Annotated in this window: 26 protein-coding genes and 1 pseudogene; 9 read left to right on the top strand and 18 right to left on the bottom strand. The window is 42.5% G+C overall.

The window, feature by feature from the left end:
* Positions 1–120 precede the first annotated feature (120 nt).
* From OCU56_RS04575 to yjeH, 3 genes are all read left to right on the top strand, one after another.
* Positions 121–1,131 (top strand): LacI family DNA-binding transcriptional regulator, encoded by a 1,011-nt coding sequence (locus tag OCU56_RS04575; protein ID WP_261874355.1) that lies wholly within the window; start codon positions 121–123, stop codon positions 1,129–1,131.
* 78 nt (positions 1,132–1,209) lie between these two features.
* Positions 1,210–1,461, top strand: a complete 252-nt coding sequence (locus tag OCU56_RS04570) for a hypothetical protein (protein ID WP_261874354.1) — start codon at positions 1,210–1,212, stop codon at positions 1,459–1,461.
* Between the two features lie 58 nt (positions 1,462–1,519).
* Positions 1,520–2,764: an L-methionine/branched-chain amino acid transporter gene (gene yjeH, locus OCU56_RS04565; RefSeq protein WP_261874353.1), complete on the top strand. Its 1,245-nt coding sequence runs from the start codon at positions 1,520–1,522 to the stop codon at positions 2,762–2,764.
* Positions 2,765–2,825: 61 nt separating this feature from the next.
* On the opposite strand, the gene OCU56_RS04560 is transcribed toward yjeH, so the two are convergent.
* Together OCU56_RS04560 and OCU56_RS04555 are read right to left on the bottom strand one after the other, a co-directional pair.
* Positions 2,826–3,512 carry an LrgB family protein gene (locus tag OCU56_RS04560; protein WP_390904861.1) on the bottom strand — a complete coding sequence of 229 codons (687 nt, stop codon included), beginning with the start codon at positions 3,510–3,512 and terminating at the stop codon, positions 2,826–2,828.
* The gene (locus OCU56_RS04555; RefSeq protein WP_261874351.1) at positions 3,509–3,904 is read right to left on the bottom strand and encodes a CidA/LrgA family protein; all 396 of its coding nucleotides are present in this window, start codon (positions 3,902–3,904) and stop codon (positions 3,509–3,511) included. Before OCU56_RS04555 ends, OCU56_RS04560 begins: the two co-directional genes overlap by 4 nt.
* Positions 3,905–4,007: 103 nt before the next feature.
* On the opposite strand from OCU56_RS04555, the gene OCU56_RS04550 reads away from it, so the two are divergent.
* A complete protein-coding gene (locus tag OCU56_RS04550; RefSeq protein ID WP_261874350.1) occupies positions 4,008–4,952 on the top strand; it encodes a LysR family transcriptional regulator in 945 nt (314 codons plus the stop codon).
* A gap of 168 nt (positions 4,953–5,120) precedes the next feature.
* Here OCU56_RS04550 and OCU56_RS04545 read toward each other — a convergent pair whose 3' ends face one another.
* Complete coding sequence (locus OCU56_RS04545) at positions 5,121–5,594, bottom strand: Fur family transcriptional regulator (RefSeq protein WP_261874349.1); 474 nt, start codon at positions 5,592–5,594, stop codon at positions 5,121–5,123.
* 258 nt (positions 5,595–5,852) lie between these two features.
* On the opposite strand from OCU56_RS04545, the gene OCU56_RS04540 reads away from it, so the two are divergent.
* Positions 5,853–6,551: a metal-dependent hydrolase gene (locus OCU56_RS04540; protein WP_261874348.1), complete on the top strand. Its 699-nt coding sequence runs from the start codon at positions 5,853–5,855 to the stop codon at positions 6,549–6,551.
* Between the two features lie 265 nt (positions 6,552–6,816).
* Here OCU56_RS04540 and OCU56_RS04535 read toward each other — a convergent pair whose 3' ends face one another.
* Positions 6,817–7,794 carry a transposase gene (locus OCU56_RS04535; protein ID WP_261874347.1) on the bottom strand — a complete coding sequence of 326 codons (978 nt, stop codon included), beginning with the start codon at positions 7,792–7,794 and terminating at the stop codon, positions 6,817–6,819.
* 192 nt (positions 7,795–7,986) lie between these two features.
* On the opposite strand from OCU56_RS04535, the gene OCU56_RS04530 reads away from it, so the two are divergent.
* From OCU56_RS04530 to OCU56_RS04520, 3 genes are all read left to right on the top strand, one after another.
* Positions 7,987–8,874: a PA4780 family RIO1-like protein kinase gene (locus tag OCU56_RS04530; RefSeq protein ID WP_261874346.1), complete on the top strand. Its 888-nt coding sequence runs from the start codon at positions 7,987–7,989 to the stop codon at positions 8,872–8,874.
* Positions 8,875–9,162: 288 nt separating this feature from the next.
* Positions 9,163–9,669, top strand: a complete 507-nt coding sequence (locus OCU56_RS04525) for an ankyrin repeat domain-containing protein (RefSeq protein WP_261874345.1) — start codon at positions 9,163–9,165, stop codon at positions 9,667–9,669.
* An 85-nt stretch (positions 9,670–9,754) separates the two neighbouring features.
* The gene (locus OCU56_RS04520) at positions 9,755–10,378 is read left to right on the top strand and encodes an SGNH/GDSL hydrolase family protein (RefSeq protein ID WP_261874344.1); all 624 of its coding nucleotides are present in this window, start codon (positions 9,755–9,757) and stop codon (positions 10,376–10,378) included.
* 54 nt (positions 10,379–10,432) lie between these two features.
* Here the strand turns inward: OCU56_RS04520 and OCU56_RS04515 are convergent, their stop codons facing one another.
* The 10 genes from OCU56_RS04515 to OCU56_RS04470 all read right to left on the bottom strand — a co-directional run bounded on the left by OCU56_RS04515 (position 10,433) and on the right by OCU56_RS04470 (position 20,346).
* On the bottom strand, positions 10,433–11,047 hold the full coding sequence (locus tag OCU56_RS04515) for a hypothetical protein (protein WP_261874343.1): 615 nt from the start codon (positions 11,045–11,047) through the stop codon (positions 10,433–10,435).
* 255 nt (positions 11,048–11,302) lie between these two features.
* A complete protein-coding gene (locus OCU56_RS04510) occupies positions 11,303–12,529 on the bottom strand; it encodes a hypothetical protein (RefSeq protein WP_261874342.1) in 1,227 nt (408 codons plus the stop codon).
* A 211-nt stretch (positions 12,530–12,740) separates the two neighbouring features.
* Positions 12,741–13,673, bottom strand: coding sequence for a LysR family transcriptional regulator (locus OCU56_RS04505; protein ID WP_261874341.1), 933 nt, complete (start codon positions 13,671–13,673; stop codon positions 12,741–12,743).
* Positions 13,674–13,782: 109 nt separating this feature from the next.
* Positions 13,783–15,132: a hypothetical protein gene (locus OCU56_RS04500; protein WP_261874340.1), complete on the bottom strand. Its 1,350-nt coding sequence runs from the start codon at positions 15,130–15,132 to the stop codon at positions 13,783–13,785.
* A 25-nt stretch (positions 15,133–15,157) separates the two neighbouring features.
* Complete coding sequence (locus OCU56_RS04495; RefSeq protein ID WP_261874339.1) at positions 15,158–15,886, bottom strand: tetratricopeptide repeat protein; 729 nt, start codon at positions 15,884–15,886, stop codon at positions 15,158–15,160.
* On the bottom strand, positions 15,880–16,860 hold the full coding sequence (locus OCU56_RS04490) for a vWA domain-containing protein (RefSeq protein ID WP_261874338.1): 981 nt from the start codon (positions 16,858–16,860) through the stop codon (positions 15,880–15,882). Before OCU56_RS04490 ends, OCU56_RS04495 begins: the two co-directional genes overlap by 7 nt.
* On the bottom strand, positions 16,853–17,878 hold the full coding sequence (locus OCU56_RS04485) for a vWA domain-containing protein (RefSeq protein ID WP_261874337.1): 1,026 nt from the start codon (positions 17,876–17,878) through the stop codon (positions 16,853–16,855). Before OCU56_RS04485 ends, OCU56_RS04490 begins: the two co-directional genes overlap by 8 nt.
* Positions 17,871–18,410 (bottom strand): DUF4381 domain-containing protein, encoded by a 540-nt coding sequence (locus tag OCU56_RS04480; RefSeq protein WP_261874336.1) that lies wholly within the window; start codon positions 18,408–18,410, stop codon positions 17,871–17,873. The genes OCU56_RS04485 and OCU56_RS04480 overlap by 8 nt, the downstream gene beginning before the upstream one ends.
* A gap of 20 nt (positions 18,411–18,430) precedes the next feature.
* A complete protein-coding gene (locus OCU56_RS04475; RefSeq protein WP_261874335.1) occupies positions 18,431–19,363 on the bottom strand; it encodes a DUF58 domain-containing protein in 933 nt (310 codons plus the stop codon).
* A 14-nt stretch (positions 19,364–19,377) separates the two neighbouring features.
* The gene (locus OCU56_RS04470; RefSeq protein WP_261874334.1) at positions 19,378–20,346 is read right to left on the bottom strand and encodes an AAA family ATPase; all 969 of its coding nucleotides are present in this window, start codon (positions 20,344–20,346) and stop codon (positions 19,378–19,380) included.
* 402 nt (positions 20,347–20,748) lie between these two features.
* Here OCU56_RS04470 and OCU56_RS04465 point away from each other — a divergent pair, with 402 nt between their 5' ends.
* Entirely contained in the window at positions 20,749–21,804 is a 1,056-nt protein-coding gene (locus OCU56_RS04465) for a DUF1254 domain-containing protein (protein ID WP_261874333.1), read from the top strand.
* A gap of 411 nt (positions 21,805–22,215) precedes the next feature.
* Here the strand turns inward: OCU56_RS04465 and OCU56_RS04460 are convergent, their stop codons facing one another.
* The 4 genes and pseudogenes from OCU56_RS04460 to OCU56_RS04440 all read right to left on the bottom strand — a co-directional run bounded on the left by OCU56_RS04460 (position 22,216) and on the right by OCU56_RS04440 (position 26,827).
* Positions 22,216–23,031 (bottom strand): hypothetical protein, encoded by an 816-nt coding sequence (locus tag OCU56_RS04460; RefSeq protein ID WP_261874332.1) that lies wholly within the window; start codon positions 23,029–23,031, stop codon positions 22,216–22,218.
* Positions 23,032–23,246: 215 nt separating this feature from the next.
* A pseudogene (locus OCU56_RS04450) lies at positions 23,247–23,548 on the bottom strand (IS3 family transposase); the annotation flags it as partial.
* Entirely contained in the window at positions 23,485–25,488 is a 2,004-nt protein-coding gene (locus OCU56_RS04445; protein WP_390904854.1) for a DUF262 domain-containing protein, read from the bottom strand. The pseudogene OCU56_RS04450 and the gene OCU56_RS04445, both read right to left, overlap by 64 nt.
* The gene (locus tag OCU56_RS04440; RefSeq protein ID WP_261874331.1) at positions 25,481–26,827 is read right to left on the bottom strand and encodes a DUF262 domain-containing protein; all 1,347 of its coding nucleotides are present in this window, start codon (positions 26,825–26,827) and stop codon (positions 25,481–25,483) included. The genes OCU56_RS04445 and OCU56_RS04440 overlap by 8 nt, the downstream gene beginning before the upstream one ends.
* Positions 26,828–26,829 lie beyond the last annotated feature (2 nt).

Raw genomic sequence — 26,829 nt, 5'->3', positions numbered from 1 at the left:
ATCTTTAGTTAACCGAGGAAGTAAATCGGTTTGGTAAATCGGTTTACTTGCTATATTCACCATCAAACAATAGAATGTCAACTCTCTAACTTGATGCCCTTAACAATTTAAATATTTGTAATGAAAAAAATAACAATCATAGATGTCGCTACACAGGCTGGGGTATCAAAAAGTACCGTATCTCAATACTTAAATGGTCGCTTTGGTCACATGTCAGCAAACACAAAGATCAAGATTGAGGCGGCGATCAAAGAACTAAACTATGTCCCTAACCCCATTGCCCGAAGCTTAAAAGTAGAGAAAACAAAAACCATTGGCGTGGTGGTGCGTGATATTACCGGTTATAACACCAGTCGTGTGATGCGGGGCATTGACGACTACTGCAAAAAGCATCACTACAACATCATGATTTACAATAGTGATTTTGATGCAGACGCGGAAAAGCGAGCTCTGCTGGCGCTACAACACATGTGTGTGGATGGCATTATCATGACCTCCTCTGGATTAAATTCCGCGCTGATACAGCAGTTTATCCAGCAAGGCATGCCTATAGTGCAGTTTCAGTTAGAATACCCTGATTGCCCAAGCAACATCGTATTATCGGATTATCGTGACTCGGCCTATGAGGCCACAGAACATTTAATCCAGATGGGCCACCAGCGTATTTGTTTTGTGGCTCAAGCGTTTTCTAATAGCCTTTCTCGTCAAGCACGTTTCGATGGCTATGCCCATGCCATGCACAAACATGGCCTTCCTGTGACGGACGATGCCATACTGTATTGGGATAGAGAAACAGGGTTTGCGCAAGATCCTACCCATTTACTGCAACAGCCCTTAGCACCCAGTGCTTTTTTTACCCAGCACCTCGCCATTACTGCCGATTTATTACAAGCCTTCAATGCCGCGCATATTGCCATCCCTCAACAAGCATCAATTATCGGATTTGATGAGATCCCTATGGTGGATTTATTTAGAGTTCCTATCTCAGTCATACGCCAAGACGCCTATAAAATTGGGATAGAAACCTCCAAGCTGCTTATTGAATCGATGACCGGTCAACACAAAGAATGGCAGCGCGTTATTGTGCCTTGTGAATTGGTATTGCGAGATTCTGTTCAGCGTATTGGATAAGGTTGGCCTTGTCTGTTGCATCTATTCATATTATCTCTTTAAATATAAAGCCTACTTTCGCTAGGTTAAGGAACGTATATGTACCTCGTATTATATTGCCACAACATAGGCATGACAGATTTTTCATTTTTTGAAACGGATAACTTCGATAAAGATGACGGCTATATTGTTCGAGGCAAATGGCCCAATGAACAAGCCTTTAGAGCGTATTTACCCAAAGAGTTTCCCCACTTATCTGACTATCAAATAGTGGACTTAATTGCAGAGGGTAAGCAAGCCGAACAATACACAGCAGAGCAACTTCTCAATAAAGCAACGGCAACTCAATAAACGGCGCATCATCCTGCTATATTAACGCTTCTATTCGTTGCGCGCTTTCTAGGATCCCATGCCAGCATTAAAACGAGACATCACCCTCATTGGTGGCATTGGTCAAATGTCTACCACCTTACTCGGTACCGGCTTATTTATGGTGCCCGCCATTGCCGCCAGTATCGCAGGACCGGATATGTTATGGGCATGGTGGTTACTCATTATTGCGGTATGCCCTATTGCATTTACCTTTGCCGCCCTAGGAAAACGCTACCCCAATGCCGGTGGCGCCTCCTATTTTGTCAAACAAGCCTTTGGTTCTCGTCTTGAAAAAGCGGTGGCTTTACTGTTTATTAGCGTCATTCCGGTGGGCGTACCTGCCGCCATCGCCATTGCGGGCGGTTTTGCTCAACAGTTATTGCCACAGGCACTATCGCAGCCCCTTATTGCTCAACTGTGCGTCATTGCGCTACTTATGCTGGTTAATTTTTCAGGGAGTAAAGTCTCCAGTCAACTACAAACCTTCATTGCGGTTGGTATTGTGCTATTGGTGGCCGTTTTTGTAGGGTTTGGCCAACTCTCTATTGCCGACACCCTGCCACACTCTCTGCCAACTGATAATCTTTTGCCTATCGGTCAAGCCATTGCTGTCATGTTCTGGTGCTTTGTGGGCATAGAAGCCTTTGCCCATATGGGAGAAGAATTTAAACGACCTGAGCGTGATTACCCTATTGCCATCTTAGTAGGATGCTTAATTGCAGGTACCGTATATTATCTGTTTTCCGCCGTTATTCTTAAACATCATGCTTTTGGCACCGCAGAGCTCAATACCACATCTGTCCCCTATTTAGCGGATAAACTGCTGGGTTCTGGTTTAAGTGGAATAATTAGTCTCACTGGGTTTTTAGCCTGTTTTGCCACCATCAACTTATATACACAAAGTCTTTCTAGAATGATTTGGTCACTGGCCAGAGAATACCGCCCTAGTAGTTCCATGGCTCAGGTTTCCAGAAATGGCGTGCCCACTCAAGCCACCATAATTGTTGGTGTCACTTTAGTGCTGTCGTGTGTTTTTGGGGAGCTATCTCATATTGATATTGAAGTGTTTTTAACATTAGCGAATGGCATTTTTGTGCTGATTTATCTATTTGCTATGCTTAGTGCTGTTAAATTATTAACTGGAAAAGCAAAGTCTCTTGCTGTTTTTTCAACTCTATTATGCGTACTTGTGTTGTGCTCTATTGGGCTTTTAATGAGTTACGCCTTGGTACTGCTCATTGTATTTTTCTGGCTTGTTCCTTCCATTAAACCAAGGGGGTAAATGGCAGTAAATAAACGCGCAGAGAACACATTATTGACTGCCATTGGTATCTGTTTTTCATTCACACCATCATTGCGACCACGGGAGCCAACAATACAGTGGCTACGCCTGAAAACAGCATAATTAAGCTCGCAATAGTACCCGCTTTAGTATGGATACCATAGGCAATAGCAGTACCAGAACCATGAGCAGACGCACCTAAACCCGCCCCGATACCATGACGAGAGCGAACGCGGAATATACGCAGCATAGTTTCACCAACAACAATCCCAACAATACCTGTCATCACCACAAAAATAGCGGTGAGATCCGGTTTGCCTCCGATCTCTTTGGATGCCACGACCGCAAAAGGAGTTGTGATAGAACGTACCGCTAAGCTTTTTTGCAAAATAACCGATAGATGCAAAAATTTACTCAGCATAATGGTACTCACTAAGGCTGCGATAACGGCAATCACTACACCTGCCGATATGGAAAACCAGTGATTTTTCATCAATTTTTTATTTTCATAAACAGGAATAGCAAAGGCCACCGTTGCTGGACCTAACATCCAGACTAACCAATGCGACTCCAAAATATAGTCGTTATAGCTAATGCCTAGCGACATAATCATTGCCACGATAAGCACGGGCACAGAAACAAGCGGAATTAACCAAATTTGTTTAAAGCGTATATGCATTGCCTTTGTGCAGTAATAACCAAAGACAGTAAATGCGAAGCAAAATAGCGCAATGTAGGTATGCATTATCTATTGCCTCTGATTTTTTTCAATTCGTAGCGGTACACGGTATCAACCACCATCGCGGTTGTAGTTAATACAAAAACAGTACTTAAACCAATGACAATAGCGATTTTTAACCCTTGATGTTCAAATAAAGAACGATAATTTACAATCGCAATCACGGCTGGAATAAAGAAAAGCAGCATTTCAGCAATTAACCAACTTGAGCCTGCTTTTAACCACTTCACTTTAATGACTTTACTAAACAATAAAAACAAAAGTAAAAACATACCAAACACATTGGATGGCAGCGGGATGTGCAAAACGCTCACCAACCAGTCCGAAACGAACCAAAGAAGACAAAGAGCCACGACTTGCGTCAACGTCATGCCAAGATTTTTTATTTTGTTAATGTGCATTTTTATTTGCCTGAAATGAATTTCAGAGCAAATTATCAAACATTGCAAAACTAAACTCCAATGAATATTATAGGTACAAAACATTCCAAAAAAGAATAGTCAGATGACAATGAAAGAACTGCAGTATTTTGTCACCTTAGTCAACAGTAAAAGCTTTACTAAAGCCTCTGAACAACTGTATGTCACCCAACCCACCATAAGTAAAGCATTGAAGTCTCTAGAAAGTACTTACAAGCAAGCGCTCATTCACCGAATTGGTCGAGATATTGAATTGACAGAAGCCGGTAAGATTGTCTTTCAGTACGCCGAATCCATGTTATTTCAGCAAAAAGAAATGGAAGTTCGCCTAAAAGATTTACAACAATTGAAATGGGGGAAAATCACTTTAGGGATTCCGCCTATGGTAGGACACCTTTACACGAATCTTATTCAAAAGTTTTCGCATTTATATCCAGATATTGAAGTGTCTATCGTCGAAAGTGGCAGTCGTAAACTGGAAAGCGATGTGGTGAATGGTCATATTGATATTTCATTGACTATGCTGACTCAATCCGACCCTAGATTTAATACTTGGCCCATAGGCACCTACCCTATCTTGGCAGTATTACCTAAAACACCTCAATGGCAAGGTATTGACGCCGTAGACATTACCGAGATAAAAGATCTGCCTTTTTACCTATATAACTCTGAATTTGTTATTTCTGAGGTGGTCCTCAACATGTGCCAAGAGCATGGTTTTACGCCAAATATTGGTGTTAGAAGCAGTCAATGGGACTTTCTGGCCGCAATGGTTAAAAGTGGTATGGGAGTCAGTTTCATGCCCGAACCCATCTGTCGCAGATTAAACAGTGACGACTATTGTTTTATCCCCATGAAGCAAAACATCCGCTGGGAACTGGCCGCCATCTGGAGCAAAGAGCATTACATCTCCCAAGCCAGTCAAGCCATGCTAAAACTAATCCAAACCACCACCCCAAAATATGGACACCCACACTTAAATGACTCGAAATCAAAATATGGACACCCACACTTAAATGACTCGAAATAATCAAAATATGGATAATCAAAATATGGACACCCATAATTAATAAGATAGGTAAGGACACCTAAACTTGATCAATAGAAAGTGGGTTAGAGTGTTGAACAAGCACAGTTATCCAACACTCTGGTTATTAGTACGTGATTGATGAATAAACGAGGAAGAATTAGCGAGCAGTTACAGGTGTTTGCAATCCTCACACAAGCAATTAACCTCTAATTGATTGCTGGCAAACACAAAGCCTGCATCGGCTACGTTTTTCTCTAATTCACTGATAAGCTTAGAATTAATACTTACTTCTTTCACTTTAAAGCAATTAGTACAAATTAAGAACTGAGCGGTATTGTGACTGTGTGTACAGGTAATATGAACACAGGAAATATATTTGTTAGCAATATTAAGTCTATGCACCAACCCTTGCTCTTGCAAAAAGTCTAAAATTCGGTACACCGACATAGCCGACATACTCTCTCCATGCATTTCTTTATATAAATCAACAATTTCATAAGCAGATAACGCTTTTTCTGAACCCGTTAAACACAATAAAACCTGCATACGCTTATTGGTAAGTTGGCCACCATTTTGCGCGCACTTTTTTGTTGCGTGCTCAAGAATTGCATCATAATTGGATAAGTGTTGTTTATCTTGCATGAGAATCTAATATCTACTTTTTATCAAACGCGGCAGACTAGTCTACCGTATACTGGGTAACATTTCCTATGCTTTACTTAGAAATTAACACCATGGTCGATAGTTAATCTTGCTCCCTTTCTCTTATTCTGATGCAAAAATGGTCATAATGGCTTTATAAACAGATACCTGACACATTTCTAACTTGCCCGTCACACCGCAGGAGGTTACATTCCTTATCTTGAGATAATCAATATCCACCCATAGTGAACACAAAAAATGGCAAACTTTGACACTCACCTCAAAGCCGGCGTAGCCGTTACGGGGATAGCGGCCGCGACCCTCTTATCTAAAGGCGATATAACCATCCAAACAGCTCTGTGGCTGTGGTTTGCCGGTACTGTTGGTAGTTTGTATCCTGATATTGACTCTGATAGCTCGACCTCTTTAGATGTCATATATGGGGCGGTCTCCATAGCCCTATGTTTTGGTGCGATGCATTTTGTGATTGGGGAGTCACATACACCGACAGGACTACTTCGCTTGTTATTAATCCCTATCGCGATTTATCTATTTTTGCATCAAATTTTATTGCGCATTTTCAAAAAAATAACCGCGCACCGCGGAGCATGCCACTCTATCATTTTTGGTATAGCCAACACCCTAGTATTAGTCAATTTATGCTTCTATCTCATTGATGGTATTGTGATAAAAGCTGCGCTCACAGCCTGGTTGACAGGGCTATTCTTTTTCATAGGATTCATTTTACACTTAGTAATGGATGAACTTAACAGCATTGAATGGCGCCAATGTAAAATTAAGAATTCATTCGGCAGTGCACTGAAACTCCTCCCAAGCGACCATTTAATACTAAGCCTTTTCTTAATAGGCATTTGTATAATAAATGCATTTTTCGCCCCCAGCCTAACCGAAGCGATCACGACGATGACACACTGGAACAACTTCACACTCTATTAAAATTAGGCCACCCATTGTCAGAATATTAAAATTTGGCTATTAAAATTTGGCCACCCATCGTAAGCGACAACGTAACCTATATGATTGACCAACAGATACCGCCCTCAACCGCAGTATACTTATGGTAATAAGTTCAAAAACAGATAAAAGTACGTTATAAAGCACCAACTAAGCCGGTAAATGGTTATAAATTAAATAGTTAACCATCTACCTAACAAAGTTTAGGTAGATAAAAAAGAAGCACAATATCAGCATTGAAAGAAAACTAGCCCGTTGTTAGCAACAGACAGCATCTAGAAAAATGTCGCCGCCGTTTTTCTAGATGCTCACAATAACAAGTGAGCTCTTCTAGTGTCCCCACAGGGCCACGAAACAACCGGCCAAATTCAGTGGTGAGCTTCAGCCAATTATCACTAGGGATGCACATTTTGCTCAGTAATTGAGTGCTTTTCTCACTTATTACCCCATGCTTACCATGACGAATAATACGTCCCGTTTCTTCTACTAACCGCAGGTAATCTTTGACCGAGAAAGGGATCTCTTTAAAATTATTATTGCGCTCATTTCCACTAAAAGGTAATAAACTTTTTGGTTGCTCCCCTTTCATTGCTGCCTTAATTCGAAGTTGAATACTGGTATGATCAGATTGCTCTGGTGTGTCGCTCATCTTGGCTCTAATTGGATTTAAATCTACATAAGCCATGCAAGTCAAAAGCGCGGCTTCATCCAATAAGGCTTGCGACTTAAACCTCCCCTCCCAAAAACGACCTGTACAGTTATCCTCTTGATTTGCTTGGCGAGCAATAGGTTCATTTAAGCAACGCATGAACCAACTAATATCACACAGACGACTGCGATAAGTCGCAACAACATGCTTTAATATAGGCACTTCCTCAGAGGTGACGATTTCACCTTTCACAAACCTATGAGTTAGATCATCCCCTTTAAATATCTGATGCCATTGCTGCAAAACCTCTCTATCTGTCCAATTATTGGCACTATCAACGTCTACTCGCAATATCACGTGTAAGTGATTCGACATAACAGCAAAAGCGGCTACATCAATGGCAAAAACCCCCTCTAATTTCATTAGCAGCGACTCAACCCAACGTCTTCTGTGATCATAATTTTTACCGGAAAACGAATCATTGCCACAGAGGTATGCGCGCCGAACGACACGGCTACAGCAATGGTAATAAGGCGTATCTTCAATACTGATTTGAGTACGTCGAGGACGTGGCATAAAAGTACTCCAACAATAATCACTCACTACAGTTTAGTAAGAACTGAGTGATTATGCGATTAAGTGTGGGTGTCCAAATATAAACTCCTATGGGTGGCCATATAAACTTTTATGGGTGGCCATATAAGCTTTTCAGTCTATATTCGGTTGATTGATATTTCATCAACACCTTAACTAAGGTATAAAGGCGCAATGAAAATACCTAAAAGAATACAGCCTTTAGTTGACGATGGTTTAGTTGACGAGGTGCAAAGCCAACTTATGAGTGGCAAAGAAGCGTCGGTGTATATCGTTCGCTGTGGTGAAACCATACGTTGCGCTAAGGTTTATAAGGAAATAAGCCAACGCAGTTTCAAAAAAGCAACGGCATATCGAGAAGGCCGAAAAGTACGTAACAGCCGCCGCGCTAGAGCGATGGAAAAAGGCTCTGGATTTGGCCGCGAACAACAAGAAAAAGTCTGGCAAAGTGCTGAAGTAGACGCATTATATAAACTTGCTGCGGCAGGGGTAAGAGTACCCCAACCTTTTGGTTGTTTCGATGGTGTTTTACTTATGGAGCTAGTCACCGATGATGACGGTTATGTTGCCCCTCGACTTAATGACGTGGTAATGCCTGCCGAGCAAGCCATTGCAGATCATCAAGTTATGATGACATATGTAGTTAAAATGCTGTGCGTGGGTTTAATTCATGGTGACTTGTCGGAATTTAACGTTCTTGTTGATGAATATGGCCCTGTTATCATAGATTTACCCCAAGCCGTTGATGCTGCGGCCAATAACAATGCAGAATGGATGTTAGCTCGTGATATCAACAATATTCGTGATTACTACGCGCAGTTTGCACCTGAGCTTGCTAATACCGAATACGCTAAAGAAATCTGGTCTATCTATGAAAAAGGGGAACTAAAACCTGACACCAAACTAACAGGTGAATTTATAGAACAAGAAGATCTCGCTGACATTAACGCAATAATGGAAGAAATAGACGCAGCCCGTATCGAAGAGAAGCATCGAAGAGAGCGTGCTAAAGAGATGAAAGATGGTATAGATGAAAGCAAATTTAATTGGTCTGAATCCTAATTAATTCTACGCCGTTTATTAGTAGCAAGACGTCCCTCTTTCCCAAAAAAACTGAATATCTGGGGTAGCAAAAAAATCTTTTTATTCTAATAATTTTCGAAACGCCCCTAGTATTATGTGACAATGAACATGTGATACTAGGTTTTTTTTGTTACTATCAACCTGATATATAAGGCTATTTTATTTAAATACTGCCTCTATAGACTTTATCTAAAGAACCTAATTTTAAAGCCAATCTCTCTACAAGAGCACACTTTACCCCTCCTTTTCAACGAAGTAGTAAAATACATGACAGCAAAAACGTGGACCTCTTACAAAAAAACCTATCGTAACGAGGCGGATATTTTTGATTTTGCCAGATGCGGAGATTTACGTGGCCTAGCCGATATTTTAACCTCTCAACCAGAGTTTGATTTTGATGAAAAAAATCATAACGGCTACTCTGCATTAATGCTGGCAGTCTACAACGGACAAAAAGACTTTTGTGAAGCTCTGCTTCGCTGCGGTGCAGATGTTAACTCTACCGACTCTGTGGGGAACACATTGTTAATGAGTGCGGCTTTTAAAGGAAATCTACCTATATTTGAGCTTCTTCTCTCTTACGGCGCAGGCACTGAATATAAGAATAAAAGTAATATGACCGTAAAAGATTGGGCAGTCATGTTCAAAAGAACAGAGATCATTGATTATTTAAATCGCCACTATCCTAATGAAAAATCATCCTCTAAACTGGGCAATATTGTTAAGTTTATCAAACTCAGTTTTTTACTAGCTTTTAAAAAAATAGCTAAGTAATCATCGACGAAAGCAACTATAAAACAAATAAGCCACCCATAAACCAAACGCATATTCACAACCAAAAGGCGAGGCGACAAAGTAAATGAAACAGATATTATGTTTTGGTGATTCAAACACTTGGGGATATTCCCCAGACCTACCACGTCGCTACAATGAGAATGAGCGCTGGACTATGCTTCTTCAATCGCACCTTGCCGGTCGCTATCGCATCATCGAAGAAGGTCAAAATAGCCGTACTACAGTCCTGGAAGATCCTTATGAGCCAGGCAAAAAAGGGCTAGATTATCTTCTTCCCTGCTTAGAAAGCCATCACCCAGATTTAGTCATCATCATGCTAGGCACAAACGATCTTAAAACTCGATTTCATGTCTGTGCAAGTGACATATCTAAAGGCGCAGCAAGACTGGTGCAAGTTGTACAAAACTTTCAGCACAGTTACATGGCAAAAGCACCAGAAGTGTTATTAATATCCCCTGCGCACGTCTATGAGTCCGATCCAAATAAAGAAGGTTTTGCCGGAGCCGAAGCAAAATCCAAACAATTTGGACACTTCTATCAATTAAGAGCCAAAGAACTGGGCTGTCATTTTTTAGATGCTGCCCAATTAATCACTCCGTGTGAAAAAGAAGGCGTGCATTGGCAAGCAGATCAGCACGCCATACTTGCCCATAAATTAGCCGAGATGCTGCCTGAGTTACTCTCTTAACCGCATCTGTGTCGTGAAATGTGCCTAAACAAGTACAAAGGCCCATTGCGTGTGTTAAAAATCAAAAGAAAGGCTAAAATCCCAGTAATTCCAATCTGAATTATTTAAATCAAAGTGATGCGATAAATACGGTTTTACGCCCCATAGGTTGAGTGTAAAACCAAGATTAATGTAGCTATCAGCCTGACCCTGCACTCTTCGATAAGTGTAATCAATTCTTTTAAACGACCACTTATTATAATGTTGCTTATCATGACCGTAAGAAGCAGACAAGTTTAGCCAGTCGCTAACCTCATAGCTTGCACCAATCAATTTGTTCAAATAAATACTCTCCTGCCTAATCTTTGCATCCATATTTGAAATTGATAGATCTTGTCTATCAATATACTGAGTTTCAAAATTTGAAAAAAAGACGATATCTTGGTACTTAAATGCCGAAAATATGCCAGTAGTATACACGCCCGTTTTATCTGTATTTCCACCAATAGAAGCAGATACTTCGTTGTAGACTGCGTCAAATAAGAAGAACGAATACCCTAATCCTATATCGCCAAATTTATCGGAATCTACAGAGCCAAATAAACGCCAATCTTCATTAATATTGTGCGATGCGTTAAGTGTAAATACGTAATTATTTGAGTAGTCGCCTAAGAAGTTACTTTGGCTCATGGTGATATCGAATGTTTGATTTACAAATTCGATATAGTCAAACTCATCATCAACATTTGATGCGGTATGGATTGCGGTATTTGAAGCTGCGCTATAGGCGATGTTACTCGCGACTAAAAAAGAAAGTGTAACAGTATAAAAGAGTATGTTGCGAAAGGTTCTTATAAGCAAAACAGATGTCTCGGTAAATGATGTCCTTATTCATTAATAGAAAGTAAGCCCTGTACCAATCAGGGCTTACTGTTCATTTTTAGATTAGCCGCGAGCGCTCATCACGCGGGTTTTCAATTTTTGCAGGTTTTTCTTAAAGTTAGGGTTCGAACCAATGTGGTCTTTGATGTTGTCGACTCTTTGTTGAGCAACGTCATTTAAATAAACTCCATCAATACGGCCTGATTCCCTATCAACGGTGATGTGAATTTCACCACCACGCGTTGTTTCGATGTAACCACCGTCAGCACTGATATCACCAGTGATATGATTGATTAGCGTGCCATCTTCGTCATAAATTTTCACACCATCGTTATGTTTACGCTCATCCACAATAAGTCGCTCTTGTACGTCATCTTCTGTCACTTTTTCGAATTTGATGATCCCCACTGCGCCGCCAGTGTCAACACGCTTCCACGTGCCAACTTGAACACCATAATCAGGGTCGATATTGTCAAAACCACCATCAATGGGCAGATCAGGCAAGTTTGAACCGTCTAGGTGACGAACCATTGTACCGTTCTCATCGTAGATCTTGATGCCTTCGTTATACTTACGCTCGTCAACAATAAGACGCTCTTGTACGCCATCTTCTGTCACTTTTTCGAATTTGATGATCCCCACTGCGCCGCCAGTGTCAACACGCTTCCACGTGCCAACTTGAACACCATAATCAGGGTCGATATTGTCAAAACCACCGTCAATTGGCAGATCAGGCAAGTTTGAACCGTCTAGATGACGAACCATTGTTCCGTTCTCATCGTAGATCTTGATGCCGTCTTTATGAGCACGCTCATCAACAATGTAACCGTCCATTTCATCATGTGTGGTGATCAACCAAATGTTGTCACCAACTTTACTAATTTGACGACCATTGTCAGCTTCTGGCGTTGCTTCAATTGGTGTTACAGGTGTATTTTCCACTGGATTAGCAGCATCGATATTAGGTAAGTTACCCGGTAAATCTGAACCATTTGAACCCGATGGACTGCTTGAAGAACCACTTACTAGCCCTGCAAATAACGCAGCAGAAGTAGCGCCAACCAATGCCCAACCACCTTCACTGTCTTTCTGATACACCTCGTCATTAATAACAACCTCAGAGCTATCTTGTGCTTCAAGTTGAGCAAGAATTGATGCGTCAATTGCTGACATTTGGTCTTTAATCAAAAGAGTAGTTTGTTGGTTTGCTTCAGCAATATTTACTGGTTTTGCCAGTGTTCCGAAAGAAATCATTGAAAGAATAGTAGTGGCTAGTATGGTTTTTTTCATTAATTAGCTTCTCAAAAAGTATTGAACGTTAGTGACGCGTCTATGCGGTTAAGTTGGCGTTCTTGCCGTTAATGAAAAGAATAATTGCTTGGGGATCTTTGTACTATTAGCTAAAAGGAACATCGCTATTAACCCATGGTTAATAGCGATGTGTTAAGTACTTTGTCGAGATGTATTATCCCTGGGATTATTTTAGGTAGACCGTGATCGGTTATTTATTCCAATCTTTTAGAATTTGAGTAATGATTCTCAGTAGCCATTGTTGTGTTGGGTCATTTCTATCTTTGGTTGGATAATAAACCTGTATGTCTTTGAGTAACAGTTGTTCTGTATCAACAACGCTTAAAGCTCTTAGGTTTGGGTATCGCTCAATATGTATATACCCTGTTGACGGAAACAATATATTTGTTTCTGAGATAGTATCTAAAATGGCAGATGGAAGCTCCGAACGAAAAACAATATTGGGTTCAAGAGTGATATCAACTTCTCGTATAATCTTTTCAGCAAAGGATTCTTTTAAGTTCCAATCGGCCGCAATAAGCGTTGCAATTGGATAATTTTTAGCCTCAGTGAATTCAATTTCATCTCCTTGTACAGGATGCTCTTTCCTCACATAAACTCGAAACTGATCTTTAATAATAAACTGGCACACAATGTCTTTCCTAGACAATGGAAGGTCATAATTAATGCCGAGTTTACTCGTACCTACAGAAATCTCATCTAAAGAGCTTTTTGACCAGTTCACTAGATGCAACTCAATATTGGGAGCTTGTTGGTGAATTTCTGTAAACAGGTCTTTCCCAATTGCATGCAACAGAAAAGGAGAAACCGCAATCGTAAGCTTTCCGCTCAGATCGCTCGGCGTAAATTCTTGAAGTGACTTGATGTTATTATTCAACGTATCGAAAGTTGGGGTTATTTTTTCCGCTAGATTGTCTGAAAAAGGCGTAGGGCTTAACCCTTTAGGTACTTTTAAAAATAATGGGTCATCAAAGTGATGTCGCAGTCGATTAAGGGACTTGCTGAGTGCGGGAGCCGATACATGAAGGCGAACTGATGCCTTCTTAAGGTTTTTTTCTTGGTAAATAACGAGAAAAATGCGTAACAGATTCAAATCTAAATTGTTGAAAAAGTCTTTAGCCATCCTTGCCTCTTAATACTTATATAAAACCAAATGGTAATTGAAGACGTTGTCTGTGATCGTTAAGCCCAACGCCTTTTGTTCATTCCGTCACTGAATTTAAAAACACCGCTTAGTTCAGATTCCAACTGAACCGAAACGGTGCTCTTCGTGTTTTCGGTGAGTCATTGACCGCTTTCAACAGTGTTTTGGCTTCTGTTACTGAAACAGCTAGTGAAACTGAGGCGGAGGCTGAGACCGAACCTTCAGCACCTTTTGCGTAGCCAAGCTTCAATAACTTCTTCCAAATGTCGTTTGATTCAGAATCGAGAGGCAGTTGTAGCGTGCCTATCGAAATGTTTCTTCGCCCCGTCATCTTATAGATATCTTGCACCGCTTTGCTGTACTGTTTTTCTTCGACATGTTGACAAAATTGGATGCCGAGTTTCTTGGTATTCAGCTGTTGGCGCGCAGAAAAGTAGCGTTTTAAATCACTGAAATGATTGACGATAAGACGGACAGTCGCGGTAATGAACAAAGCTGCGATGACGAAATAGTACCAATAAGACGTCATTAAGTTAGAGACGGCATTCATCCCATCGCTGGCACCGACAGTCGCTTTGAGTGAGTCCAGCAAGGTAGCGTCACCGACTTGTATGGTTTGCTCCTCTACGGTCAGTGACTCCAACTGATGGGTCTTTGTGTTCCACCAGGTCATGGTCTGTTTTGGTAAGACGATGTTCCCTTGTTCTTGCAGGATTAACGTTACCTGCTGTTTGAGTGTCGCGGTATTACTTTTGTTTAGGCGATTAAATACGTTCTCTTTAACGGCGGGTTTGCGATACAACTCAACCCCGGAAATGTCTGGGATACTGATCTCCGGTAGCAACATCATGAGCGAGTTCGCCACGCTCAAGGTATAAGTCGCGGTGACCGCGTGGCCAACCTCAAACTCGTCGGTCAGCGGACGATCGGTTGAAATCGACAATTCTGCTCTTGGGCTAACAATCAAAGCGTCCAGTTCAATATTGCTCACGGGCATGGTAGAGGTAAAGCTGATCGGTTGGGATTGAAGCATCCCCTCAGCCGCCTTTTCGTCGCCGTATTCAATGCTAACCGGAATACTCAGTTCAGGAACGGTAAACTCCCCGTCTTGCATCGTGTACAAGTAATAGCGAGCTTTCTGTGTAAACCATTTTTTGCCTTCAATCGTACGTGCTGAACGCGCAACTTTTTGCTCGTCTTTTTTGACGACAGCATTGGGAATATCCAAATAAGGCAATACTAACTCTTCTGTAAATGGGCGGGTACTCAATACTTCAACATCGAGTGCGACTTGTTGTTTCACAGCCACATCTTGAGTTTTTATTTCAACGCTGAGCTTCAATTCGCCGTTACTGACCAGTTGGTCGAGGTTGTTAGCGCTTGCCGACATTGAGGCAAGCAGCATCAATGCCGTTAAGGCCGTCAACCAGGGTTTCACAAGAGCGATCGCTGGGATTGCCGATTTAATTCTGTTCATTGCTGTATTCCTGCTGAAATTTTTGTCTTAGAAACTTAGACGGGTTTTGTCTGACTTGTTTTAGCCAAACTTGGTCAGAGATCACGAGCTCTTTCTGACTCCCTTCTTTTGGTTTTTCGTCGACTAACTTCCTATCATCAATGACTTTTTCTGAATCCTGTTTTGTCGGTGGTGTGTTCTTGATCTTCTCAATGGCGGATTTCACAACCGTTAAGTTGTTTCTCGCTTCCTCAGAATATACATCGCTGTTTAATAGCTCGTTGTATAGCGCTGAGGCTTTATCAAATTGCGCGGTATGAGCGTAGCTGTTTGCGATGATTAACGTTGCTAAATCCGTCGATTCTGTCTTGTTTTCAGTGTGCGTTTGCGAACTGAGCAAGTCGATAGCCCCAAGGAAGTCACCAGAAAGATAACGACTGTACGCTTTCCAGGTTGGGTCTTCGAACAGAGCGGCACTTTGCGTGTAGTTACCTTGCTTGAACTCGACATAAGCGTGCTGATCGTTGGATAGCCAAAAATCAAAAAATGAGTGCTTATCTGCGATTCCCCAAACCAAATTACCTGCAATAAGCATAAGCAACAGATGCATTGGCTTAAGTTGGGATAACCAACGTACACGACTGAATTTGTGTGTCGTCGAAGAGGCTGGTTTCGTCAGGGTATCTAACTTTTGATTGATTCCCTTTTGATTCACTACCTGTTTATTATTCACCACTGTAGCGTCCACCCTTTTCTAAACCACATTAATTGGATAGGCAGCAACAAGAACAGCAGCCAATAGCCTGCGTCCAACCAAGGAAGCGCATTGTCGCTGACCGCAAACAAGTTGTTTTGAATGCCCTGATAAACCGCTTCCACATCGCTAGCGTCGTGAGTGAAGGTGATCATTTTTCCGTGACCGGCTTGTGCTAGCTTTGAAAGTGAAGCAAGTTGAGTGTCTGTCAAACCTGCCGAGCCATTCCCGCCACTTTGTGGGTTTTCACCCATCGCCCAAACGATCACTTGATGCTGCTGCTGTTCAAATTCTTGAGCGAGCTTTTCTATCGCTTTCTCGCTGGTTTTATCGGTCAGTATCAATACGGTTGAGGGCGATTTTGCTTGTGAAAGGAGTTGTAGCGTCGGTTTTATTACCGAGGCCGGTTTGCTTTCGTTATCTGGTAGCAAGCTTCCATCCAATACATCAAGAAAGTATCGCGTTAACTCTTTGTCTTTAGTGACAGGCATGGCGACGTGGGCACTGCCGCCATAAATAACCAGTCCCGTTTTCGCATCTCCCCTCAGCTCGACGAGTTGATTGATCTTCTGCTTAGCGCGCACCAATCGTGATGGCTGAATGTCAGTCTTGTTCATTGAGTCCGAGACATCCAAGGCAATCACTAATTCGGAATTGTCTTCAAAAAACGGTGAAGGTTGCTGCTGCCAGGTGGGCCCCGCCATAATAAGCGTGGCGAGAACTGCAAACGCCAAAAACAACCGATTAGGGGAAACCATACGCGCTCGATTTTGGTTGAGAGACAGATGTTCCACCATATTTTTAGACATCACAGGCTGCCACTGCGCGACCAAATCATCTTGCTGAACGAGTGCTCGATAAAACAACACGAAAGGAATGAGCGCCAGTAACCACAGCGGGCGCATGAAATGAAACTGGGTAATATCGCCACCAAACAGCGTATTCAAATCAGTCATTGGTGAGCTCCTCTCTGCGGCGAATAACACGCTTTATTTTTCGTTGGCGATGCAGATTAGCACCAAACAGGATCAAGGCGGCGAGTAGGTTGCTCAGCAGGCATACGCCAAACGCATAGTGGTGCAAGCTGTGTTTAGGACGATGGGTCAACAGCTCAAACTCCTGCTGTTCAAGTTCGTCTATCGTTGCGTAAGCTTGTTCGAGTTGTTTTCGATCCATGGCATGAAACATCTGCCCGCCAGTTGCGGCTGATACTTTCTCCAAGGTTGGCAGATCCATTTTGTAGCGACCTTTGGTACTCGGATCACCAATGGCAATGGTGTAAATCTTCACGCCATATTTCGCTGCGATTTCAGCGGCTTTAACCGGTGGCATTTTCGAGCTTGTGTCATCACCATCGGTTAGCAAAATCATCACTCGTTGGCGGCTCTGTTCTTGTTCGAATACGGCAATTGATAAGCCAATCGCATCACCAAAAGCGGTTTGAAATCCGGCGTAGCCAAGCTCAACGTCTTCGAGTAGCGATTGCCACACATTGATATCTTCAGTAAAGGGCGCTTGAACATAAGCTGAGTCGGCAAATAATATTAACCCTAATCGGTCATGCTCTCGCTGATCGGCAAACTCACGTAAAACCTGCTTTGCAATGGTTAAACGGTCGTGTTTATTGCCGTCTTTATCGGCAAAGTCTTCCTCTGACATTGAGCCGGAGAGATCAAGTGCAACCATGATTTCTCGAGCAGACTTCTTTTGTTCGATAGGTTCGCCTACCCACATGGGTTTGGCGATCGCGGCCACTAACGCCAGGTAGCTGATGATGACCAATAGCCATTGAACTTTACGACGGCTCATCTTGACCGCCGTTTCAGAGGGCTCATGCGAAGAAACGGCAATCAGTCGATCAAAAAAGGGCACTTGAATCGCGCTTTTTGATTCTTTGTAAATAGGCAATAGCCAATACACAGCAAAGGGTAAACAGAGCAGTGTAAACGCTATTGGGTATTCAAATTCAATCATGAGACACCTCGTGATGTTTTATCCAAAGTGCAACGTTCTCCATGATGGCGTTTCGTTTTTCTTCCGTTAATGTTGCTGCAGGAGAATAGGCGAGTTGAGCAAGTACGCCTGAGAGTTCAGATGCTGAGAACGCCGATGAAACTGGGCGCTTGGTGCAATGGTCATCTAGCCACTTTTCCCAATCCAGCCCCGTCAAAGGCGCAATTTCGGCGCGAGGGAAAGCGTACAGTGCGGTTCTTCGTAGCAGTTGTGGCAGCTTTTGAAATGAAGAGCTATCACCGGATTGGACCTCTAAAGAAAGCTGTTCGAGCTCAACTAAAGCAGCGCGTCGGTAAGTGTTTGCAAGGTACTTCTGAACCTCTAAATAGACGCGATACAGCGCCATGCAAAACAGCACGAACAGCAACCAGTACCAGCCTGGTGCATTCGGTAGCCACGAGATACTTTCTGGTAAAGAAGGCTCAGACAATGAAGCCATCAAGGGATTCACATTCTCTGGCTGCAAAGGCTCAAGCCCAGTGTTTGTTGTCATTGTCTGCATTCTCAGTTGGGTTAACTGGCGCCGAGTGCTTTTCTAAGCTGAACATCGGTGGGGTCTACGGTGTTAAAAGGCAAGACCGGGATTCGGTATTTCTTCGCCACCGCCGTGAAATTATCAATGGCCTGCACTACGTCTTTGGCAAACGCTTCGCGTAACTCCGCTTCCTGTCCTGATACCGATAACTGCAATTGCCCATCGCTGAGTACCATTTTATTCAGCGTGGCTAAATCATGTTCCAGTGGGTCTGTAACATGGCACAACACCACATCGTTGTGCTGACACAATGCCTTTATTTGTTCTTCGCTGTGCTCGTTGTAGCCATAACCGTCGGTAATCAAGATCACTAGGCCATCATGTTTTACTAACCTTTGTGCCTGATGAAACAGCTTGGAAAACGAATTGGATTGCGTGTCTTGAGCCTTTCCCGCTTTGAGCTGCTGATTCTTACTCGCAATCTCACTGAGTATTTTGAGTACGTGATTGGCACTGCGTTGTGGTGAAATAGGCAGTGCAGTGCTGTCGTTATAAACAATCGCACCAATACGATCGGTACTGTCTACGACTTTCCACGCGATCAAAGCTGCGATTTCTGCCGCAACCACAGACTTCATTCGGCCTGTGCTGCCAAAGAACATGCTGGTGCGCTGATCGACCAAAACATAAACGTTACGCTCGCGCTCTTCAGAGAATATTTTAACGTGCGGCTTGCCCGTTCTCATCGTCACTTTCCAGTCCATGGTTCGAATATCATCGCCAATCTGATAGTGACGCATCTCTTCAAAATTTAATCCACGCCCACGAAGCTTTGACACATGACGACCGGTTAACGCACTGTTGATTGGTTGAGCAGGTAGAAAGTCAAAGCCATGCGCCTTGTATTTTAACAGTCGCAGTGCTTTTAAATCCGTGTAGATTTCTGGATCGAGTGGTGATTTCGTTTCCATGGTGACCTCTCGCGCTACGCTACTGCAACCTGAGACAAAATCTCATCGATAACACGATCTGAACTGACGCCCTCAGCCAATGCATCATAAGACAAAATCAGGCGGTGACGCAGAACCCCATGAACGACTTGGCGAACATCTTCTGGGTCGACAAAGTCTTTCCCGTTGAGCCACGCCATCGCTCTTGAACATTTATCTAGCGCGATGGTTGCACGCGGGCTAGAGCCAACACCGATCCACTGGGAAAGCGGCGAGTCGGGGTACAACTCAGGTTGTCTCGTCGCCACCACAATCGCGACAATGTATTTAAGAACTGCGTCGCTGCAATGAATGTCGCGCAGCTGCTCACGAGCATCAAATATGCATTGAGGATCGATGGGAGCGGGTTTCTCTGTTGCCGGCTTTTCCTCACTGCGCACCATCTTAATGATCTGCTCTTCGGCATCCGCATCAGGGTAATCAAGATTTATTTTCATGATAAATCTGTCCATTTGCGCTTCAGGCAGTGGGTAAGTCCCTTCTTGTTCAACGGGGTTTTGTGTCGCTAACACCATGAAAAGGTCAGGCAGTTGGTAGGTTTTTCCTGCCACCGTTATTTGCCTTTCTTCCATTGCTTCTAGTAGTGCGGCTTGCACTTTTGCAGGCGATCGGTTGATCTCATCAGCCAGTAACAGGTTGTTAAAAACCGGACCTGGTTGGAAGGTAAGCGTCGGTTTTCCATCTACGTCTTGGTATACCTCAGTGCCGGTCACGTCAGAAGGAAGAAGGTCGGGTGTAAATTGAACACGACCAAGGTCAACCTGTAAGGCAGAGGCTAATGATTTAATGGATCGCGTCTTCGCTGTGCCGGGCAATCCCTCAAGCAGTACATTGCCGTTTGTCAGTAGCGCAACCAGTAAGGTGTCGACCATGTGTTGCTGGCCAATGACTGAAGATTCCATCTGTTGCTTTAGTTGTGATATTGATTCTAAAGTTATGTTCATTTGCTTACCTATTGACTATTTATTCTAGTGGAACACGGTTCCGTGAATAGAGCAGAAAGATATTACTAATAAAAGCAATTATTTAAGAACATCTACACTAAGAGTAATAGGAAATTCGTTTCTCAAAGGTGATGAATATTTATTTCTGACATATCCGCCATTGGAAATGTGATTTGTGTGAGCTATAAGTAGGCTACTGCATTGATTGCATATCATTCAAGCATAAACATTAGGTTTAGATATTACTTTGGTGCATTGCAGCTATGCGACGGTGTCATTTGTGAATGTGTGCTGACTTGATAACATTGTTCATAAGTTGAGCGGTTAACGTATTAACTGCTTCTACAAAAAAAAAATGGACGATGTTTGATTTAGCGTTATCGATTTTATTAGAGGTCAACAATGAAAAAATTAGCATTAGTGGTTTTAGGTTTAAGCGCAGTATCACTTTCTTCTTACGCTGCTGAGGAAGTGTCAACCCTGACAGAATTCTTCAATGCAGACGGTCAAGTCACGACGACAGATAACTACGCAATCTACGAGACATCACGCCAATATTTGAAAAACCAAGAACTTGTCGGCGTGAATACATTCCGACACAAACGCGAGCTAACACCAACAGATGAACAGGATGTGGTTCGAATGAACCGAGACACCTACTATTCAATGGCAGTGGTGAATGTCTCAAAGGGTGCAACCATTACGTTACCTGAGATTCCAGAGGGCAAATATATGTCGATGGAAGTCATTACAGAAGACCACCGCATACAACCAATGCAATACGGTTCAGGTACCTTTGATTTATCGACTCATAGTGGTGATCACGTGTATGTCATCATTCGTACCGACGCGACGTTTACAAAGGATGAAGTTCATAAAATCCAAGATCAGATGAGTATTGATGCAAAAGCTGATGGCGAATTCACGGCGATGCAAGTGGATGAAACATCGTTTGAGGAGGTAGAGAAAAACCTCAAGATGGAAATGCCACACATACTTAAACGAGATGGTGCTCAAGCGACATTTGGTATGTTTACCAGCCCTGAAGATGCGTCAAAAGAGATGTTTACCAAAGAGAAGTACGCGGTGGGTGCGGCTGTCGGTTGGGGCGGCGCACAGCTAGAAGATAATATCTATGAAATATCAGGGAACTTCCCAACAGATACGTGTCATCAAGTAACTTTTGAAGATCCAAAGAACCAGGCGTTTTGGTCGGTAACGGTCTACAACAAACAGGGTTTCATGTTCGATGATGTGGCGAACGTAAGCTCAAATACCGCTGATAAAAATGCAGACGGTACTTACACACTAAGCTTCGGATGTGGTAATAGTGCTGTAAACAATATTAAAACGGAAAATGACTCAGGTGCGTTTAACCTAGCTTTCCGTCATTACATCCCAAGCCAGAAAGTTCGTGATGGATACCGAGTACTTCCTTATGTAAAAGCGGTGAAGTAATCAATGATTTTTCAATAATACCTTGCTTTATAGCGAGGTATTTTTGTTTCTCATTTCATTCTTATAGGGTCTAGTTGCTGTTATCTAATCTTTAACTTAATAGTGTTTTGATGTGGAAAGAACCGTTTAACGGAAAATCTATTATTTAAGATTCAAAAATAGAACATAGATTAACGTTGGTGTATTTATGCTTTTAAGAGTCGTTGCGCAACCACACAAAAAGAGAGAATTTGGTATCTTCCAATTAATCATTTCCTGTTAGTATCTATCCCCGCCAAATAGTAGCTGTCACTTAGGAATTCATTCTATTGATAAGTCCGTAGGTAGATATACTGAACGCTACCTCAATTAGGTAAGAGCGTGTGCGCTTTTATCACTCTCCAAGCTAGGTAAGGTTTAATTCAAATCTGATCAGTTAAAGAAATTAGCTAAACCATTTTCAACGACAGGTGTAATGTTAAAACCAATCATAAAGTCTGGTCGCACTTTCTCATCTTTTTCTATGTAGTAGTTTGCTTCAATGCCAATTTTCCAGGGCCTTCCTGCTATCACTGTCGTCTTCGTAACCGTGATATTGAGCGGTATCTCAGCTTGACCCTTTTCCCAATCATATGTAAATGTTGGTGATGAACCCACGGTCCAACCTCCTTTAAGCAGCTCAACATAAAAAATTTGAGCAGAAGTCTTATTGATCCTACTTTCACCATCCGATACATCAGAAACACCGATTAGATGATTTGGAAACGCTCCAAAAACGCGATCTTTAGTTACTTTTCCAACTAGAAGCTCAGGACCAATCGCAAGTTGACCTGAACTCAATTCATCACTGCCTGTTGGAAGTGATACGATTAAACCAACAGCACCGATATGACCAGCAGACAACTTAGGTGCGTATGCTAGATCAAAAGAAATGTCAGACATTCCCGATTTACTTCCACCGGAATTAAAATCATTGTCTACATACGAGATGGCAGGACGAAAGATTATTTTATCACCACCATCCAAAGGGAATGGAAGTGTTGGTTGGAATACGGTAGTTATATTACTCCCACCCTCGCGGTAGCCACCATTATATTGAAGTTTTAAATTTAAGCTGGCGTACGCAGTATTCGGATTGGCAAGCTCCTTTGCCGCTTCTTCAGCAAGTTGTTTATTGTCCGTTTCTGCCATGACAGGCATTGAAACGGCGCAAAAAAGTAAACTAGAAACTAGAGCTCTTGAAAACATGAAAACCTCATTGATGCAGAATATGGTGTCGATGTGGCAATAATAGATGAGTCGAACGACTAAAAATTGCCATTAGGTGACAGCAAAAATAAAGCTTATCTCGTAAGGGGAATTGTTGGAAAAACACCCCATAGAATGCATCTTTAGAAGCTTAAAAACAGAATGGGTCTCCGTCAGCAACTATCGTAGTTTAGCGGACGCGCAGGAGTAATCAGAAGCCAATAATAAAACCCACTTCGAGAAACTCTGAACACCTTAGCCATACGGGAAATACTGAAACTCAGCAGGTGTTCGAGCATAAATTCATAGCAATTTACTTTAGATTTTTCGCGAAGTAGGTAGCGGCCTTTTTTACTATTTCTAGCTCTTCTGCTTGCTCTGCCAACTGCCTCTTTAGCTTAGCGACTTCAACGGCCAATTCTTGTTCTCGTTGGCTAATACTAGAATTCTTCTCTATGGCTTTTCGCCAACCGTAGATCTGAGATTCATGTAACGAGAGTTGTCTTGCTGCTGGTGCGGATCATTACTACTTAATTCCCCTTGCAAGACTTTAATCATTTGAACCTCATGGATTTTAATGTTTTTGTATCCCTGCTCATTTGGTCCCCAGTCCTTATAGCTCATCATGATGGCTTGCTTTAAACTCTCGGCACGATTGTTCTCTTGATAGAACTTCTTCTTATCTTGCGGCGAATAATTACTAAGCCTTGAATTGCTGCTTGGTGAAATAAGGCAAAGATTGCCAAAGCGATCTACGTCTTGCATCTTGCTCGCACCAGATGGGTCAGTTTGCGGGAAGTAATGCTCAACAGAGGTTCGAAATGAAAACTGGAAATCGTCAAAGTGCTTTCCAAGTTCTTTTTTACCTATGCCATCAAACAATTCATTGTTTGAGAGAAGCTTCCACAATAGGTAGTCTAAACGGTTGAAAACAAAGTTTTGCACCCCAGTTCCCTGATGTAACACACCGACATTATTCTCTGAAAACTCAAGCTGAGAACCTTCGCAGATCTCATCAAAATACTTGTCACTCTGCTTTTCAAGTGCAGCTAAGTACGAAATACCATCAACTTCCAATCGGTCTTCTGTAGCAAGGTCGTTAGATATCCGTAGAGCATCATTTAACCAACGCTTATATACCAATGCTGGGTTCGATACATGGAACATTGCCAATATCATGCGCAGATTTTCGTTTAGTGAGTCTTGGTCTTTACCAAAGGCGTTATTATAACTAGGGCTTGTGCTAGTACCGCTCGTATTAGTTATGAGTTTTTGTAGGCTCCACTTACGCTTTTCATCGTGTTGATCAGGCTTAATTACGTAGCTATCAAATAGAATTCGATACCTAAGCAACTCATAGACAAAAGCTTTGGCACCAACTCGTAATCCATCATTTTTTGAAATAAATGAATCGATCAGCTTCTTATCATCAAGCGAAACGTTCTCTTCTGTCTTCATCAGTTTTAATACATGAAGTAAGAAATTTGAGAAGTCGATAACCGAACCAAAGCGCTCTTCTTTCTCTCGCTCTTCATCGTCAGTATTTGAGCGAGATGCCTTAGCACTGATGATTTCTCGCAGAGTCATTGCATCTTCTTTTTGCTGCTTGCTCGTGTGCTTTTCTTGAATAGCTTCAAAGCTTATTGGCATTGTCTGCCAATCTGAGCCGAATACCTCTTTTCGTAAGTCCGATTGGAAGCCCATTTGGGTATAGCGCGTCATATTCGCACAAGCGTCCCAAACAGTGGAAAAGCTGCCTCTCTCCTCATCATTATCGAGGGTAGCCATAAACTTCGCTTTCAAAACTTCATGCTTTTCTAGCTGCTCACCACGGTTATTCATGATCTCAAAGTAGTGGTTAAGATCGGTTTGTGGTGGCACGACGACTCTAAGGATGGTGACGCTTTCTAATAGATACCCAAAGAACTGCTTAGTTTTCGCCTGTGTATCTAATCCTTTGGTTTTGAAGTAGCGCTTGATGATGTTGAAGGCAGCATGAATATTAGGCTCTTCTGACTCGCCATTAGTTCTACCTGTATAGATGTCATCTAATGCTCTGGAGGATTTTGGACGACTATCAAAGGTGAGATTAATGTCTAACCCTTCTAGCTCATTCTCTGCGAGCACACTACGATGTTTGAGGTACGCCAACAAGATAGAGAGCGTTGTATGTCTTTGCTGTCCATCAATGGTTTCGTATACCACATTAGATTGGTGTGAATGCGTTGTGCGCTGATAAACCACAAGGCTACCAAGATAATACTTGGCTTGTTTAACGGTAGCGGTTTCGTCAGATTGAGTAATAAGCCCTGCGGCGTCACTGATATCTTGGATAAGCTGTTCAATCTCTGTCGCGCCCCAAGCGTAGTTCCGCTGATAGATAGGAATCACATATTGGGTTTTGCGGTCGAAAAGTGCTCTAACGGATAACTGCTCTACTTGGTTTGAATCACTCATTTACACTTCCCGATTTCATTGCTTCAATAGATGCCTGCACGTCCTTCGCGTTCTTGAACTTAGGCTCTTGAATGTAAGGAGGCTGAAAATTTAACACCTGTTGAGGGTGAACGGCTTTGCTGATTGCTTTGAACAGCCCACTACGATCCTTAGCATGGTTATCTACCGACTCCATACCGATACGTTGCAACTCAAGACGAAGGAAATAACTCCAGCGATAACAAATCTGTGCGGCTTTCTCTAACTCCACATCACCGAATTTGTCGTAGTAGTACATCACCGCACACAAAAATAGGTTTCGTACATAACTATCGCCTTTACGGTGACTGTTGTCGTATTTGGTGTAGTCGTCCACAAATGACTTTAACACTGCATCATTGCCGACAAACAAGGTTGAATGAATTGCCATGTAGTGCTGAATATATTCAAAGAAGCGCTTCCCGTTGATCATCACTTGATCCACTTGGAACGGATAGCCCTTGGTTTGTTTGTCCCATTTACGTGCAGGATCGGCATTAAAGGTTTCAATCGCATAATCGAGCGCAAGCATAGAGTCCACATAGGCGTACTGAGTGTTTTCTAGGTTAATGCCTTTAAATACATCGATGTTATGGCGACTAAACTGTATGCCGTAGTCACCATCAACCCAACGGCGCATACGGAACAAAAACTCTCCCATGATGGTGTGCAAGTTCGCAGAGTCATCATCTGGGTTTACGCCCTGCTCCCACAAGCGTACATGGTGCAACCTCTCTGTTTGCTCTGTCGAGTCCATCATTTCACGTAGATGGTAAGCCTTGAGCAGATCATGAGGGGCAAGCGCTTTACCACGAGCATTTTGAGAGTCGAAGAACTGGAAAGCTTCACTTAAATCATCGAGCGTTACTTCGATAAGTTCACACTTGTTAAGGACGAAATTGAGCAGTTCCTGTTTTTCTGTGGCTGGTAGGCTTGCTACTCGCTCAGAGATAACTTGTGCATTATTTTTAAGATTTTCGATACTGACCGAGGACTCAAATTTGTGCTCAAGAAGAGTTGATGAGATGGTTTTCTCTTCTCCATCCAAAATGGTGCAAAGTAGCGTTAGGGTAAGCAGGCGTTGCTGACCATCAACAATATTGAGTGCGTTCTTTTCTTGTTCGGTCTTTGAGTCTTTATCTTGATGCAGAACCACCGTACCAAGCCGATAGCATGGCTTGGTGCGGTGGTTAAAGATGTCATCAAACAACTGATTAACGTGCTTAGGTTGCCACTTGTATGGGCGTTGGTACTCAGGAATTGTGAGTTTTTTCTCCAACAACTGTGCAATAGCTTGAGGCTGATTGAAGACAATTGCCACGG

The sequence above is a fragment of the Vibrio rarus genome (assembly GCF_024347075.1).
GTDB classification, from domain to species: domain Bacteria; phylum Pseudomonadota; class Gammaproteobacteria; order Enterobacterales; family Vibrionaceae; genus Vibrio; species Vibrio rarus.
This window is presented reverse-complemented; position numbering and strand designations above follow the sequence as displayed.

Bases quoted from the DNA above. Each gene is read 5' to 3' on its own strand.
- OCU56_RS04515 (WP_261874343.1), bottom strand. From the start codon at position 11,047: ATGAGCCAAAGTAACTTCTTAGGCGACTACTCAAATAATTACGTATTT.
- OCU56_RS04520 (WP_261874344.1), top strand. From the start codon at position 9,755: ATGAAACAGATATTATGTTTTGGTGATTCAAACACTTGGGGATATTCC.
- OCU56_RS04485 (WP_261874337.1), bottom strand. From the start codon at position 17,878: ATGATTGAATTTGAATACCCAATAGCGTTTACACTGCTCTGTTTACCC.
- OCU56_RS04575 (WP_261874355.1), top strand. From the start codon at position 121: ATGAAAAAAATAACAATCATAGATGTCGCTACACAGGCTGGGGTATCA.
- OCU56_RS04510 (WP_261874342.1), bottom strand. From the start codon at position 12,529: ATGAAAAAAACCATACTAGCCACTACTATTCTTTCAATGATTTCTTTC.
- OCU56_RS04570 (WP_261874354.1), top strand. From the start codon at position 1,210: ATGTACCTCGTATTATATTGCCACAACATAGGCATGACAGATTTTTCA.
- OCU56_RS04535 (WP_261874347.1), bottom strand. From the start codon at position 7,794: ATGCCACGTCCTCGACGTACTCAAATCAGTATTGAAGATACGCCTTAT.
- OCU56_RS04530 (WP_261874346.1), top strand. From the start codon at position 7,987: ATGAAAATACCTAAAAGAATACAGCCTTTAGTTGACGATGGTTTAGTT.
- OCU56_RS04490 (WP_261874338.1), bottom strand. From the start codon at position 16,860: ATGACTGATTTGAATACGCTGTTTGGTGGCGATATTACCCAGTTTCAT.
- OCU56_RS04460 (WP_261874332.1), bottom strand. From the start codon at position 23,031: ATGTTTTCAAGAGCTCTAGTTTCTAGTTTACTTTTTTGCGCCGTTTCA.
- OCU56_RS04480 (WP_261874336.1), bottom strand. From the start codon at position 18,410: ATGACAACAAACACTGGGCTTGAGCCTTTGCAGCCAGAGAATGTGAAT.
- OCU56_RS04555 (WP_261874351.1), bottom strand. From the start codon at position 3,904: ATGCACATTAACAAAATAAAAAATCTTGGCATGACGTTGACGCAAGTC.
- OCU56_RS04545 (WP_261874349.1), bottom strand. From the start codon at position 5,594: ATGCAAGATAAACAACACTTATCCAATTATGATGCAATTCTTGAGCAC.
- OCU56_RS04470 (WP_261874334.1), bottom strand. From the start codon at position 20,346: ATGAACATAACTTTAGAATCAATATCACAACTAAAGCAACAGATGGAA.
- OCU56_RS04475 (WP_261874335.1), bottom strand. From the start codon at position 19,363: ATGGAAACGAAATCACCACTCGATCCAGAAATCTACACGGATTTAAAA.
- OCU56_RS04465 (WP_261874333.1), top strand. From the start codon at position 20,749: ATGAAAAAATTAGCATTAGTGGTTTTAGGTTTAAGCGCAGTATCACTT.
- OCU56_RS04540 (WP_261874348.1), top strand. From the start codon at position 5,853: ATGGCAAACTTTGACACTCACCTCAAAGCCGGCGTAGCCGTTACGGGG.
- OCU56_RS04525 (WP_261874345.1), top strand. From the start codon at position 9,163: ATGACAGCAAAAACGTGGACCTCTTACAAAAAAACCTATCGTAACGAG.
- OCU56_RS04505 (WP_261874341.1), bottom strand. From the start codon at position 13,673: ATGGCTAAAGACTTTTTCAACAATTTAGATTTGAATCTGTTACGCATT.
- yjeH (WP_261874353.1), top strand. From the start codon at position 1,520: ATGCCAGCATTAAAACGAGACATCACCCTCATTGGTGGCATTGGTCAA.
- OCU56_RS04550 (WP_261874350.1), top strand. From the start codon at position 4,008: ATGACAATGAAAGAACTGCAGTATTTTGTCACCTTAGTCAACAGTAAA.
- OCU56_RS04445 (WP_390904854.1), bottom strand. From the start codon at position 25,488: ATGAGTGATTCAAACCAAGTAGAGCAGTTATCCGTTAGAGCACTTTTC.